The organism is Tabrizicola sp. (genome assembly GCF_041911175.1).
Taxonomy (GTDB): domain Bacteria; phylum Pseudomonadota; class Alphaproteobacteria; order Rhodobacterales; family Rhodobacteraceae; genus Tabrizicola.
In genome coordinates this window covers 1-12,722 of the sequence record NZ_JAYRPN010000119.1, presented here as the reverse complement: position 1 = coordinate 12,722, position 12,722 = coordinate 1, and the positions used below count along the sequence as shown (strand labels likewise).

The window sequence follows — 12,722 nt, the reverse complement described above, 5'->3', positions numbered from 1 at the left end:
CCCGACCTACGGTATCGGTAGGTCGGGGTTCACCCCGACTCGGTCACGCGGCCTCGGCCAGCGCGGCGATCTCGGCGTGGAAGGCGTGCGCGATCCAGGGCATCAGCGCCTGCACGTCCGCCGTCTCCACCGTCGAGCCACACCAGATGCGCAGGCCCGGAGGGGCATCGCGATAGGCGCCAAGGTCGAAGCCCGCGCCCGCCTTCTCGATCCGCTTGGCGACGGCCTTGGCGAAGGCCTCGCCGTCGGTGATGCGGGGATCGGTGAACTTCAGGCAGACCGAGGTGGTCGAGGCCGTCGCCGGGTCTTCGGCAAGGTTCGCGATCCAGGGGTTCGCGGCGCAGAAGTCGTGGACCACTTGCGCATTGGCCGAGGCCCGGGCGATCAGGCCCTTGAGGCCCCCCACCGACTTCGCCCAGTTCAGCGCGACCAGGTAATCCTCGTTCGCCAGCATCGAGGGCGTGTTGATCGTCTCGCCCTGGAAGATGCCCTCGATCAGCTTGCCCTTGGCGGTCAGCCGGAAGATCTTCGGCAGCGGCCAGGCGGGGGAGTAGCTTTCCAGCCGTTCCACCGCACGGGGGGAGAGGATCAGGATGCCATGCGCGCCCTCGCCGCCCAGCACCTTCTGCCAGGAGAAGGTGGTCACGTCGAGCTTCGACCAGGGCAGGTCCATCGCGAAGGCGGCCGAGGTCGCGTCGCAGATCGTCAGGCCCTGACGGTTGGCCGGGATCGCATCGCCGTTCGGCAGGCGGACGCCCGAGGTGGTGCCGTTCCAGGTGAAGACCACGTCACGGTCAAAATCGACGGTCGCGAAGTCCACGATCTTCCCATAGGGCGCAACCTGCACCTTGGCGTCGAGTTTCAGTTGCTTGACCACATCGGTCACCCAGCCTTCGCCGAAGCTTTCCCACGCGAGCATTTCGACCGGGCGGGCGCCCAGAAGCGACCACAGCGCCATCTCGACCGCGCCGGTGTCGGAGGCGGGGACGATGCCGATGCGATAACCGGCGGGCACGCCGAGGATCTCGCGGGTAAGGTCGATGGCTTCCTTCAGCTTCGCCTTGCCGACAGCGGCCCGGTGTGACCGCCCGAGGGGGGCGTCAGCCAGCATGTCGAGGGAATAACCGGGGATCTTGGCGCAGGGGCCAGAGGAGAAGCGCGGATTGGCCGGGCGCTTGGCCGGCGGGGTCAGGTCTGTCATGGTAGCCTTCCAGCTAAAAGCCCTTCGGTGGGGAAGGGTGTCCCGCCGCCTTGGCTAAAGATGCGGGCTCTCTGGCGCAAGCGGGAAAATCGCGCTAATCCGCCGCTTGGTCGCGAAAAAGCGACAGGCCTGTTCACTATCGGAAACCTCGTCCATGCATGTCGTGACCCTGCTGACCAACCCCGAGACCCCGGTGCTGGAGCGGGTGACGGTGGAAAGCCTGCGCAATGCCTGGGGTGGGGGCGAAGCGCGCTGGCTTGATCCGGGCGTGGCAGCGGAGTTCGAGGTGGAGATGGTGCCGGCAAACCGCTGGCAGGTCTGGGAGGGCCTGCAGGCGCTGCAGGTCGACATGGTGGTGCAGCGGGCCGAGGGGCGGAAGAAGCGGCTGCTGATCGCCGACATGGATTCGACGATGATCCGGCAGGAATGCATCGACGAACTGGCCGACGAGGCCGGGGTCGGCGCGCATGTGGCCGGGATCACGGCGCGGGCGATGAACGGCGATCTGGATTTCGAGGCCGCGCTGCGCGAGCGGGTGGGGCTCTTGAAGGGTCTGTCCGAGGGCGTGATTGCCCGCGTGTTGCGCGACCGGATCACGCTGATGCCGGGGGGGCCGGTGCTGCTGGCCACGATGAAGGCGCAGGGAGCCCATGCGGCGCTGGTCTCGGGCGGGTTCACTGCCTTCACTGCCGCGGTGGCGGGGATGCTGGGGTTCGACGAGAACCGGGCGAACATCCTGCATGTCGAGGGTGGCAGCCTGCTTGGCACCGTGGCCGAGCCGATCCTGGGGAAAGAGGCCAAGCTGCAGGCCCTGCAGGAAATCACCGCCCGGCTGGGGATCACCCCCGCCGAGGCCATCGCCGTCGGCGACGGGGCGAACGATCTGCCAATGCTCAAGGCTGCCGGGACGGGGGTGGCGCTGCACGCCAAGCCCCGGGTGCAGGCGGAATGCGACATTAGGGTGAACCACGGCGACCTGACCGCGCTCCTCTACCTGCAGGGCTATTCCCGCGACGAGTTCGCCCCGTCCTGACCGGCGGTTTCGAAACGGAGCGCTGGCGCGCAAGCTTTTCCTCTCGTCGTCGGGGCTGACGCCCTCCTCCTCGGCGATGGGGGCGCTGCCCCCAAACCCCCGGAGTATTTGGACCAAGAGGAACGGGGGCTTCCTCTTGGTCCAAATACTCCCGCCGGAGGCAGCTTCCTTACCACCGATCTGCCGCCTCCCTCTTGTCGCCGCGCCCCGAACCGGCCAGAAGCGGGCCCATGTTCGAGATCGCCACGCACCTCGCCCTGCTTCTGGCCCTTGCGGCCTTCTGCGCCGGTTTCATCGACAGCATTGCGGGCGGGGGCGGGCTGGTCACGGTGCCCGCGCTGTTGCTGGTCGGCGCCTCGCCGGTGGAGGCGCTGGCGACGAACAAGCTGCAGGGCAGTTTCGGGTCGGGGACGGCGATGCTGGCCTATGCGAGGGCCGGGCATGTGCGGTTGCGGGAGCAGTTGTGGATGGCGGCGGTCAGTGCGGCAGCGGGGGCGGCGGGCGCGCTGGTCGCACATCTGATCCCGGCCGAGGTGTTGCGGATCATCATGCCGGTGGTGCTGATCGGGGTCGCCGCCTTCTTCGCGCTGAAACCGGGCCTTTCCGACGACGCCCGCGCCGCGCGGATTCCGCTGCCGGTCTTCGGGGCGACGGTGGTGCCGCTGGTCGCCGCCTATGACGGGTTCTTCGGGCCGGGGACGGGGTCGTTCTTCATGATGGGCTTCGTGCTCCTGGCGGGCTATGGGGTGCTGAAGGCGACCGCGCATACCAAGATGCTGAACTTCGCCTCGAATACCGGCTCGCTCGCGGTCTTCGTCTTCTCCGGCGCGACCTGGTGGGGGGTGGGGCTGGCGATGGCGGTGGGGCAGGTCGCCGGGGCCGCTCTGGGCGCGCGGGTGGCGATGCGGGTGGGGGCGCGGCTGATCAAGCCGCTTCTGGTCTTCGTGTCGACCGCGATGGCCCTCCGACTTCTGTGGCAGGCGCTGGCCTAAAGCCCCCAGCCCGCGCCCTGCATCTCGCGCAGTCGGCTGGCGGTGCGTTCGAATTCGAACGATCCCTCGCCTTCGATGTAAAGCCGCTCCGGCGTCTCGGCGGCGGAGGCGATGAGGCGGACCTTCGCCTCGTAAAGCGCGTCGATCAGTATGACGAAACGCTTCGCCTCGTTGTAGTTGGCCGAGGAGAGCTGGGGGATGTCCTCCAGGATCAGCACCCGCACCGCGCGGGCGATGGCGAGGTAGTCGGCCGGGCCGAGGGGCTTCGAGCAGAGGTCCCAGAAGCTGGCCCGCCCCACCCCGTTCGCGAAGCGGGGCAGGGTGACCTGCCGCCCGTTCACCTCCAGCGTCAGCGGGGCCTCGGGTGCGCCGCCGGTCAGGTCGGTCCAGATCGCGGCGATCTGGGTGGTGGCTGACCGCGCCGGGTGGAAGTAGACCTGCGCGCCCTGCAGCCGGTGCTGGCGGTAGTCGGTGGGGCTTTCCAGTTCGACCACCTCAAGCCGCTCCCCCAGCATGGCGATGAAGGGCAGGAAGAGGCCGCGGTTGAGGCCGTCCTTGTAGAGGTCCTGCGGGGGCCGGTTCGAGGTGGTGACGATCACGATCCCGGCGGCGAAGAGCTTTTCGAACAGCCGCCCCACCAGCATGGCGTCGGTGATGTCGGTGATCTGCATCTCGTCGAAGGCGAGGAGGCGGAGGTCGCGGATGATCTCGTCGGCGACCGGGACCAGCGGGTCCTCGACCCCGCGTTGGCGGGCGGAATGCATCCCCTTGTGGACGCCCTGCATGAAGGCGTGGAAATGGACGCGGCGTTTCTGGGTGATGTCCGTGGCTTCGGTGAAGAGGTCCATCAGCATCGACTTGCCCCGCCCGACGCCGCCCCAGAGGTAGAGCCCGCGCGGGGGCTGGATCGGCTTGGCGAAGAGACCCGCGAAGAGGCCGACCTTGCGGGTCGCGTTCGCCTCCAGCCAGGCGCGGAGGTCTTCCAGCCGGGGGAGAAGAGCGTGCTGCGCCGGGTCGGGGCGGAGGGTGCCCAGGGCCACGCGGGCCTCGTAGATCTCGGTCAGGGTCTGGCGCATGGGGAAGGAGTAGCGGGGCGGGGGTAGGGGCCGCAAGGGGGCTCGGCTTTCCACGCAGGACGGGGAGGGGGGTGAGGGATATCAGGGGGTTGGGTGGGGGCGTTAGGGTGGGGTTAACCGGGTTGGACGATATCCAACTGCAACCGTAGAACCCGAGACGAGGGAACTGATGCTCCTGCCGCCCGGGGCAGATAAGAAAGGAAGAAGTTGAGCTTGTTGGGATGAGATAGCCGATATAGGCTACATTGTGGCAAGGAGACCACAAGATGTTGAGCGACCGCCTGCCGCAGTTTGTGCGGGACAACTACGAATTTCACGAGTGGAAACATGCCAGCGCGATCTTGTCGCAAGACTTCGCCTCGGAATGGGAAGACCTGATTTCCTTGCTTCAAGACCTGCGCCTTCGGAAGTCGTGGATTGCGGTGGGTGGCGGAAACAAGTCGAAACTCGCGTCCTATGTGGACGAGTTTCTCGTACAGCGCGGCTGGGTCGAGAAACAGTTCCAGACGGCGATAGAAGTGGATGGGCGCAGGCTCGACTCGCCGACCCACAAGGTAGACTGCTTCAAGAACGGCATCGCTCTGGAGATCGAGTGGAACAACAAGGATCCGTTCTTCGACCGGGATCTGAACAACTTTCGTCTTCTCTTTGACCTTCGGGCTGTCAGTGTTGGGGTGATCCTGACCCGTGCCGATGAGTTGCAAGACATCTTTAGGGATCTTGGCCGAGGATCGTCCTATGGAATGTCGACGACTCACATGTCCAAGCTGCTTCCAAGGATCGAAGGCGGGGGCGGCGCGGGTTGTCCGCTTCTAGTTTTCGGGATCAAGAAGTCGCTCTATTTGGAGGATGAAGAATGACCAGCGCTGCGGATGATCTTCTCGCGAAAGCAGGAGCGACCAAGTTCAAGACGGTTCTGGCCGATCCGCCGTGGCAGTTCCAGAACCGCACCGGCAAGATGGCGCCGGAACACAAGCGGCTGTCTCGATATCCGACCATGACGCTGCGCGAGATCTGCGACCTGCCTGTAGAGGCAGTGGTTGCTGACACCGCGCATCTTTATCTGTGGGTTCCCAATGCCTTGCTGCCCGAAGGACTCAGGGTGATGGAGCACTGGGGGTTCTCCTACAAGAGCAACATCATTTGGTACAAGGTGCGCAAAGATGGCGGGCCTGATCGGCGTGGGGTCGGATTCTACTTCCGCAACGTGACGGAGGTTCTGCTGTTCGGCGTCCGTGGCAAGAATGCCCGAACCCTGCAACTCGGGCGGACGCAGGAGAACATCATCTCCACCCAGAAGCGCGAACACAGCCGCAAGCCGGACGAGCAGTATGCGTTGATCGAGGGATGCAGCAACGGGCCTCGGCTTGAGATGTTCGCCCGTGGTCCGCGCGTCGGGTGGACGGTGTGGGGCAATCAGGCTGATGAGTACACGCCGACTTGGGACACCTATGCGAACCATTCGCAGGCGGAAGTCATTCATTTGAAGTCGCGCAAGGCGGTCTGATCGGGAATCTTGCGCTGCGCTTCCGATGGTGCGCAGTAACTCACCCTACGGGCGGTGGGGTGGAACCCTACCCTACGGGAGTCGGGCTGAAGCCCGACCTACGGGTTGGTCGCGGGTTCTGCGGGGGTGGTGCCTTCGACCGGGGCTGCCGGGGTCTCGCCTTCCGCCGGAGCCGCCTCTGCCGCTCCCTCCGGCGGTGCCGTCAGTATCCCGTTCTGCCACACCCCCTCGGCCACCTCGCCTGACTTGTAGGTCAGCTTGCCCTGGCCCTCGCGCTTGCCAGCCTTGAACTGGCCCTCGTAGACATCCCCCTCGGGGTAGGTGGCCACGCCCTGTCCCTCGATCTGCCCGGCGACCCACTGGCCCACATACTTGAACCCCTCGGTGGTGGAGAACTCGCCCTGGCCGTCGCGCAGGCCCGCCTTGAACTCGCCTTTGTACAGGCTTTCGTCGGGGTAGACCGCGGCGCCCACGCCCTGCCGCTCGCCCGCGACCCAGTCGCCTTCGTAGCGGTAGCCGTCGGGGTAGGTCATCAGGCCCTTGCCCTCGGGCTTGGCCTGCTTGAACGCGCCCTCGTAGACGCGGCCGTCCTTGTAGGTGGCGCGGCCCTGGCCTTCGATCACCCCGGCCACCCAGTTGCCCTGGTAGGTGGACCCGTCGGGATAGGTGATCGCGCCCTGGCCGTTCGGCTGGTCGGCCTTCATCGCGCCGATGTAGACCGAGCCGTCGGGATAGGTGATGGAGCCGGTGCCCTCCATCTTGCCCGCGACCCAGCTGCCTTCGTATTTGAAGCCGTCGGCGGTGGTGAAGCTGCCCTGGCCCTGGCGGTGGTCCTTGGCCCAGGTGCCGAAGTAGATGTCGCCGTTCTTGTGGGTCAGCTTCCCCTGCCCGTCGCGCAGCCCATCCTTGAAGCTGCCCTCGTAGAGATCGCCGTTGGGCTGGGTCAGGAGGCCCTTGCCGTTGATCTGGCCTTCCGCCCAGTCGCCCTGGTAGATCAACCCGTCGGGCATGGTGAGCTTGCCCTTGCCGGATCGCTGCCCCTTGACCAGGGCGCCTTCGTAGACGGTGCCGTCGGGGTAGGTGATCCGGCCTTTGCCTTCCTTGACGCCCAGCACCCAGTCGCCTTCGTAGGTATAGCCCGAGGGGTTGGTCAGCTTGCCCTTGCCGTTGTGGGTGCCCTTGACGAAGCTGCCTTCGTAGACGGACCCGTTGGCATAGGTCGCCTTGCCCTCGCCGGTCATCTGGCCCTGGACCCAGTCGCCTTCATAGGTGCGGCCGTCGGGGGCGGTGATCTTGCCGATGCCGTCGGGTTGGCCCTTCTCGAAGGTGCCCTCGTAGACCGAGCCGTTGGGGTAGCGCGCGGTACCCTCGCCGGTGATCTCGCCCTCGACCCAGTCGCCGGTGTACTCGAAGCCGGAGGGGAGGCGGTAGGTGCCGGTGCCGTGCTGGCGGCCGTTCAGGAAGGTGCCTTCGTAGACCGAGCCGTCGTCGTATTGCTTGGTGATGATCTCTCCGTCCTGGGCCTGCGCGGGGAGGGCGAGGGCGGCGAGGAGGAGGGCGACAGGCAGGCGCATGGGCGAATCCCTCGGGGGGTTGTTGGGGGCAGGGTAAGGGGCGGGTTCCGGTGTGACAAGGTTCTGGCGGGGTGCCTCCTCGTTCGCCTTCGGCTCCTCGTCGGAGGGGTGGGCGAAGAGGACACGAAGTGAACGACGAGCGGTTCCATCGTGGGCGATCCCGGTCTACATATGGGGGAAAGGAGCCCTGCGATGACCGATATCTTCAAGATGATGCTGGCGCAGCTGAACCCGGTGGTGGGCGACATCGCGGGGAACGTCGCGCGGGCGAAGGCGGCCTGGGTCGGCGCGAAGGCGGCGGGGGCGGACATGGTCGCGCTGACCGAGATGTTCGTGACCGGCTACCAGACCCAGGACCTGATCCTGAAGCCGGCCTTCGTCAGCGCGGCGATTGCGGCGGTGGAGGCCTTGGCTGTCGAGTGTGCCGATGGCCCGGCTCTGGGGATTGGCGGGCCGGTCATGCAGGGGGGCAGGCTCTACAACGGGTACTATGTGCTGGAGGGCGGGCGGGTTCATGCCCGCGTCTTGAAGCACCATCTGCCGAACGATGCGGTCTTCGACGAGAAGCGGGTCTTCGCCTCGGCCGACGTGCATGGGCCCTATGTGGTGAAGGGGGTGCGGATCGGGACGCCGATCTGCGAGGACGCCTGGCACCCGGATGTGGCCGAGACTTTGGCCGAGACGGGGGCGGAGATTTTGCTGATCCCGAATGGCTCGCCCTATCACCGGGGGAAACCCAACCTGCGGCTGAACCTGATGGTGAGCCGCGTGATCGAGACGGGATTGCCGCTCGTTTACCTGAACATGGTGGGGGGGCAGGACGACCAGGTGTTCGACGGGTCCTCGATGGTGCTGAACCCGGGCGGGCGGCTGATGGCGCAGCTGCCGCAGTTCGATGAATGCGAGGTGATGGTCATCTTCCGGCGCGGGGCGGAGGGGTGGCTGGCCGATCCGGGGGAGATTTCCGAAATCCCGCCGATCGGCGAGGCGGATTACCGGGCCTGCGTGCTGGCGCTCGGCGACTACATGCGGAAATGCGGGTTCAGGAAGGCCTTGCTGGGGCTGTCCGGGGGGATCGACAGCGCGATTGTCGCGGCGATGGCGGTGGATGCCCTGGGGCCGGAGAATGTGCGCTGCGTGATGTTGCCGTCGGAGTTCACCAGCGCGGAGTCGCTGGAGCTGGCGACGGCGGCGGCGCAGGCGCTGGGGTGTCGGTATGATACGGTGCCGATCTCGGGGGCGCAGGGCGCGGTGGGGGAGGCTCTGGCGCCGCTCTTTGCCGGGACCGAACCGGGGATCACCGAGGAGAACATCCAGTCGCGGCTGCGGGGCCTGATGCTGATGGCGCTGTCGAACAAGTTCGGGGAGATGCTGCTGACCACCGGCAACAAGTCGGAAATGGCGGTGGGCTACTGCACGATCTACGGCGACATGAACGGGGGCTACAACCCGGTCAAGGACATGTACAAGACCCGGATGTTCCTGACCGCGCGCTGGCGGAACGAGAACCATCGGAGCTGGATGAAAGGCCCGGCGGGCGAGGTCATTCCGGAGCGGATCATCGCGCGGCCCCCCAGTGCGGAGTTGCGGGCGAACCAGCGCGACGACGACAGCCTGCCGCCCTATGAGGTGCTGGATGCGATCCTGGAATGCCTGGTGGAAAAGGAGATGGCGGTGGCCGACATCGTCAAGCTGGGCTTCGACCGGGCCGTGGTGAAGAAGGTGGAGCACCTGCTGTATCTGGCGGAATACAAGCGGTTCCAGTCCGCCCCCGGCGTGCGGCTGACGCAGAAGGCCTTCTGGCTGGACCGGCGCTACCCCATCGTGAACCGCTGGCGCGATGACGTCTGAGATCGTCGTCGTCAATTTCTACGCCCTGCGCGATGCCGAGGGCTTCGACCGGGCGCTGCGGGCGCTGGTGCCGCGGGTGCGGTTGCAGGGGCACGCGGGGCTGCGGAGCTACCGCTTCTTCGGGTCCGGCCCGAAGGAGCGGCGGCTGGTGGCGGTCTACGAGGGGCCGGAGGCCTGGGTCGGGCATCACGACCTGATCATGGCATGGCAAGAGATGGTTGCCCTGCGTGCGGCGGCACGGCTGGCGCGGACGGATCTTTATGGCCCGATCTCGCCCGCGATGCAGGCCTGGATCGACCAGATGGGGTTGGGCGCGAAGCTGCGCCACCAGGGCGAGGCGATTGCCGGGTTCCGGCGCAGCTAGGCGCGAGGCCGAGGCGGCCATCGTCCCGACCTGCGATCAGACGGCGCTGACCGTGCATTCCCGCAGAAGCCGCATCACGTCTTCCGGGCGGCACAACTGGGTCGCGTCCGTTGTCACCGCTGCGGAGGCGGCGGCGGAGCCGAGGGCCAGCGCCTCGGCATTGGTCTGGCCTTGCGCCAGCGCCAGAACGAAGGCCGCAACGAAGCTGTCGCCCGCGCCGACGGTGGATTTCACCCGCACCTTGGCGGCCTTGGCGAAGAGCTTCTGGTCGGCGTCGGCCAGCACGTTGCCCTCGGCCCCCCGCGCGACGATGACGGTCTTCGCCACGCCCCGGCGGACCAGCGATTGCGCGAATTCGGCGGTGTCGGCGAGGGTGGGCAGCGGCCTGCCCGCCAGTTCCTCGCCTTCTGGCCCGTCCATCCGCAGGACTTCGAGGCCGGGGATCGGGTGGCGCACGGCTTCGGTCAGGGTGGAACCGGAGGTATCCAGCACGATGCGGCTTTCGGGCATCGAGGCGGCAAGCTGCGCCGGGAAGTCGACCGGCACGCCGGGGGGCTGGCTGCCGGAGATCACCGAAATCCCGCCGGGCCGGGCGGTGGCGCGCAGAAGGGTGAAGACGCGGGCACGTTCCGCCTCGCCCCAGACGGGACCGGGCAGCATGAAGCGGTACTGCTTGCCGCTGGTCGCTTCGTTCACGGTGAGCGACTGGCGGGTTTCGCCGGGGCCGAGGATGGAGAGGAAGGTCACCCCTTCGGCCCGGATCAGCCCGGCCAGCCGGTCACCGGTCAGCCCGCCGATGGCGACGAGCGCGAGGCTGTCACCCCCCAGCGCCTTGATCGCGCGGGAGACGTTGAGGCCCCCGCCGCCGGGGTCGAGCAGCGGTTCGGCGCAGCGCAGCTTGTGGCCGGGGATCAGCTCGTGCACCTCGGTCGCCATGTCGAGCGCGGGGTTGAGCGTGAGGGTCAGGATCGGAAGCTGGGTCATGCGGCACCTGTTCGTGTTACCGCTATCATAAGGCTTCCGGACGGAAATGGAACTGGTCCCGGCGGGTGGGGCGGGGACAAGAGTTTTCGAAGACTCTTGGCAAGATCCCTCGAAGGATTCTGGTCCCGGTGTCAGCCCGCGAGCACGGGGAACCGCGTCACTCCCACCAGGGGTCGATGGCGGCGATGTCGTCGTCGGACCAGCCGAAGTGATGCGCGATCTCGTGGATCACCACATGGGTGACAAGCTCCTGGATCGAGACATTGCCGCGCTCGGCCCATTCGTCGAGGATTGGGCGGCGGAAGAGCCAGACCACATCGGGGCGGGTCATCTGATCGGATGTGGATTTCTCGGTCAGGGGAATGCCGTCGTAGAGGCCGGTCAGGTCGAAGGCATCGTCGATGCCCAGTTCCTCCAGCATCCCGTCGGCGGGGAATTCCTCGACCCGCAGGCGGATATGGGTCGCGGGCTCGCGGAACGTGTCGGGCAGGGTGGAGACCGCCTCGTGCGCGAGCTGCTCGAGGAAGGCGAGGGAGGGGGCGATGCTGTCGGGGGCGGGATTGGTCATGCCGGGAAGATAGGCGCGCGGGCGGGCGCGGGGAAGGGGGCGCAGGCAGTGGCCGGTGCATCCGGCGTGGTTCTGGAACGGGCAGCCTTCGCCGGGGGCATCGAGCCCCCGTCAAAGGCGTTGCCACGGAAGGCAGTATCCGCGCCGCAAACTGGACAAAGGCCGGGGCTTGTGACAGGGAAGGGCGCTTGAAGGAGCCCGTTCCATGACCGTCACCACCCGCTTTGCCCCCTCGCCTACCGGCTGGATCCACGTCGGCAACCTCCGCACCGCGCTGATGAACTACCTGATCGCGCGCCAGAACGGCGGGACCTTCATCCTGCGGCTGGACGATACCGACCAGGAACGGTCGAAGCAGGAATATATCGACGGGCTGAAGGCCGACCTCGACTGGCTGGGGATCAGGTATGACCGGATCGAGCAGCAGTCGAAGCGGATGGCGCGCTATGCCGAGGCGGCCGAGCAGCTGAAGGCCGCGGGGCGGTTCTACGAATGTTTCGAGAGCCCGGTCGAGCTGGACCTGAAGCGGAAGAAGCTTCTGAACATGGGGCGTCCGCCGGTCTATGACCGCGCGGCCTTGAGCCTGACGGAAGAGCAGAAGGCGGCCTACCGCGCCGAGGGGCGGCAGGGCTACTGGCGCTTCAAGCTGGACCAGGAGCGGATCGAGTGGGAGGACGGGATCATCGGGCCGATCTCGATTGATGCCGCCAGCGTCTCGGACCCGGTGCTGATCAAGGCGGACGGGCAGGTGCTGTACACGTTTGCGTCCTCGGTGGATGACGTGGACATGGGCGTCACCCATATCGTGCGCGGCGCGGACCATGTGACCAATACCGCGACGCAGATCCAGATCATGCAGGCTTTGGGCGGGGTGCCCCCGACCTTTGCGCATCATTCGCTGCTGACGGGCCCGCAGGGCGAGGAATTGTCGAAGCGGCTTGGGGTGCTCAGCTTGCGCGACCTGCGGGCGCGGGGGGTGGAGCCGATGGCTCTGCTGTCGTTGATGGCGCGGCTGGGGTCGTCGAAGCCGGTGGAGCTGGTGTCCTCGATGGACGAGCTGGTCGCCGGGTTCGACATCGGGTCGTTCGGGGCGGCGCCGACGAAGTTCGACGCGGAAGACCTGTTCCCGCTGACCCGGCATCATGTGCAGTCGCTGCCCTTCGCGGCGGTGAAGGCGCGGATCGCGGCGCTGGGGGTGCCGGATGCCGAGGCCGAGGCCTTCTGGGCGGTGGCCAAGGGCAACATCACCGTGCTGGACGATCTGGGTCCGTGGTGGGCGCTTTTCCGCGACGGGGCGGAGCCGGTGGTGGACGAGGCGGACCGGGCGTTCGTGGCCGAGGCGCTGGCGCTGCTGCCTGCGCGGCCCTGGACCACGGCGACCTGGGGCGAGTGGACGGCGGCGGTGAAGGAGGCGACGGGGCGCAAGGGCAAGGACCTGTTCCGCCCGCTGCGTCGGGCGCTGACGGGGCGGGACGCGGGGCCGGAGATGGCCGAGGTGATGCCGCTGCTGCGCAAGGTGCCGGGCGTCTGAGCCTTTGGGTGGCCGGGGGGGGGGGGGGGGGGGGGGGGGGG

General features: G+C 67.2%; 12 protein-coding genes. 7 read left to right on the top strand and 5 right to left on the bottom strand.

Features of this window, described 5'->3' with window-relative positions; all coding sequences use genetic code 11:
• Positions 1–43: 43 nt before the first annotated feature.
• Positions 44–1,201, bottom strand: a complete 1,158-nt coding sequence (locus ACE3P6_RS16160) for a phosphoserine transaminase (RefSeq protein ID WP_374397038.1) — start codon at positions 1,199–1,201, stop codon at positions 44–46.
• Positions 1,202–1,355: 154 nt separating this feature from the next.
• On the opposite strand from ACE3P6_RS16160, the gene serB reads away from it, so the two are divergent.
• Together serB and ACE3P6_RS16150 are read left to right on the top strand one after the other, a co-directional pair.
• Entirely contained in the window at positions 1,356–2,234 is an 879-nt protein-coding gene (gene serB, locus ACE3P6_RS16155; protein WP_374397035.1) for a phosphoserine phosphatase SerB, read from the top strand.
• 230 nt (positions 2,235–2,464) lie between these two features.
• Positions 2,465–3,226, top strand: a complete 762-nt coding sequence (locus ACE3P6_RS16150; protein ID WP_374397034.1) for a TSUP family transporter — start codon at positions 2,465–2,467, stop codon at positions 3,224–3,226.
• Here ACE3P6_RS16150 and zapE read toward each other — a convergent pair.
• On the bottom strand, positions 3,223–4,302 hold the full coding sequence (zapE, locus tag ACE3P6_RS16145) for a cell division protein ZapE (protein ID WP_374397030.1): 1,080 nt from the start codon (positions 4,300–4,302) through the stop codon (positions 3,223–3,225). The two genes, ACE3P6_RS16150 and zapE, sit on opposite strands and share 4 nt — an antisense overlap.
• Positions 4,303–4,568: 266 nt before the next feature.
• Here zapE and ACE3P6_RS16140 point away from each other — a divergent pair, with 266 nt between their 5' ends.
• A complete protein-coding gene (locus tag ACE3P6_RS16140; RefSeq protein WP_374397027.1) occupies positions 4,569–5,162 on the top strand; it encodes a BglII/BstYI family type II restriction endonuclease in 594 nt (197 codons plus the stop codon).
• Positions 5,159–5,809, top strand: coding sequence for an MT-A70 family methyltransferase (locus ACE3P6_RS16135; protein WP_374397025.1), 651 nt, complete (start codon positions 5,159–5,161; stop codon positions 5,807–5,809). The genes ACE3P6_RS16140 and ACE3P6_RS16135 overlap by 4 nt, the downstream gene beginning before the upstream one ends.
• Before the next feature lie 98 nt (positions 5,810–5,907).
• Here the strand turns inward: ACE3P6_RS16135 and ACE3P6_RS16130 are convergent, their stop codons facing one another.
• Positions 5,908–7,383, bottom strand: a complete 1,476-nt coding sequence (locus tag ACE3P6_RS16130; protein ID WP_374397022.1) for a 2-isopropylmalate synthase — start codon at positions 7,381–7,383, stop codon at positions 5,908–5,910.
• Between the two features lie 192 nt (positions 7,384–7,575).
• Here ACE3P6_RS16130 and ACE3P6_RS16125 point away from each other — a divergent pair, with 192 nt between their 5' ends.
• Positions 7,576–9,234 (top strand): NAD+ synthase, encoded by a 1,659-nt coding sequence (locus ACE3P6_RS16125; protein ID WP_374397020.1) that lies wholly within the window; start codon positions 7,576–7,578, stop codon positions 9,232–9,234.
• A complete protein-coding gene (locus ACE3P6_RS16120) occupies positions 9,224–9,598 on the top strand; it encodes a hypothetical protein (protein ID WP_374397017.1) in 375 nt (124 codons plus the stop codon). The genes ACE3P6_RS16125 and ACE3P6_RS16120 overlap by 11 nt, the downstream gene beginning before the upstream one ends.
• 36 nt (positions 9,599–9,634) lie before the next feature.
• Here ACE3P6_RS16120 and ACE3P6_RS16115 read toward each other — a convergent pair whose 3' ends face one another.
• Both ACE3P6_RS16115 and ACE3P6_RS16110 read right to left on the bottom strand, forming a co-directional pair.
• The gene (locus tag ACE3P6_RS16115) at positions 9,635–10,582 is read right to left on the bottom strand and encodes a 1-phosphofructokinase family hexose kinase (RefSeq protein WP_374397015.1); all 948 of its coding nucleotides are present in this window, start codon (positions 10,580–10,582) and stop codon (positions 9,635–9,637) included.
• Between the two features lie 157 nt (positions 10,583–10,739).
• The gene (locus tag ACE3P6_RS16110) at positions 10,740–11,150 is read right to left on the bottom strand and encodes a metallopeptidase family protein (protein WP_374397012.1); all 411 of its coding nucleotides are present in this window, start codon (positions 11,148–11,150) and stop codon (positions 10,740–10,742) included.
• 205 nt (positions 11,151–11,355) lie between these two features.
• On the opposite strand from ACE3P6_RS16110, the gene gltX reads away from it, so the two are divergent.
• Positions 11,356–12,681, top strand: coding sequence for a glutamate--tRNA ligase (gene gltX / locus ACE3P6_RS16105; protein WP_374397009.1), 1,326 nt, complete (start codon positions 11,356–11,358; stop codon positions 12,679–12,681).
• Positions 12,682–12,722 lie beyond the last annotated feature (41 nt).

What these genes read in the sequence shown, in the direction of transcription:
- ACE3P6_RS16150 (WP_374397034.1), top strand. Translation starts at nt 2,465, where the DNA reads ATGTTCGAGATCGCCACGCACCTCGCCCTGCTTCTGGCCCTTGCGGCC.
- ACE3P6_RS16160 (WP_374397038.1), bottom strand. Translation starts at nt 1,201, where the DNA reads ATGACAGACCTGACCCCGCCGGCCAAGCGCCCGGCCAATCCGCGCTTC.
- ACE3P6_RS16135 (WP_374397025.1), top strand. Translation starts at nt 5,159, where the DNA reads ATGACCAGCGCTGCGGATGATCTTCTCGCGAAAGCAGGAGCGACCAAG.
- gltX (WP_374397009.1), top strand. Translation starts at nt 11,356, where the DNA reads ATGACCGTCACCACCCGCTTTGCCCCCTCGCCTACCGGCTGGATCCAC.
- ACE3P6_RS16125 (WP_374397020.1), top strand. Translation starts at nt 7,576, where the DNA reads ATGACCGATATCTTCAAGATGATGCTGGCGCAGCTGAACCCGGTGGTG.
- ACE3P6_RS16110 (WP_374397012.1), bottom strand. Translation starts at nt 11,150, where the DNA reads ATGACCAATCCCGCCCCCGACAGCATCGCCCCCTCCCTCGCCTTCCTC.
- ACE3P6_RS16120 (WP_374397017.1), top strand. Translation starts at nt 9,224, where the DNA reads ATGACGTCTGAGATCGTCGTCGTCAATTTCTACGCCCTGCGCGATGCC.
- serB (WP_374397035.1), top strand. Translation starts at nt 1,356, where the DNA reads ATGCATGTCGTGACCCTGCTGACCAACCCCGAGACCCCGGTGCTGGAG.
- ACE3P6_RS16140 (WP_374397027.1), top strand. Translation starts at nt 4,569, where the DNA reads ATGTTGAGCGACCGCCTGCCGCAGTTTGTGCGGGACAACTACGAATTT.
- zapE (WP_374397030.1), bottom strand. Translation starts at nt 4,302, where the DNA reads ATGCGCCAGACCCTGACCGAGATCTACGAGGCCCGCGTGGCCCTGGGC.
- ACE3P6_RS16130 (WP_374397022.1), bottom strand. Translation starts at nt 7,383, where the DNA reads ATGCGCCTGCCTGTCGCCCTCCTCCTCGCCGCCCTCGCCCTCCCCGCG.
- ACE3P6_RS16115 (WP_374397015.1), bottom strand. Translation starts at nt 10,582, where the DNA reads ATGACCCAGCTTCCGATCCTGACCCTCACGCTCAACCCCGCGCTCGAC.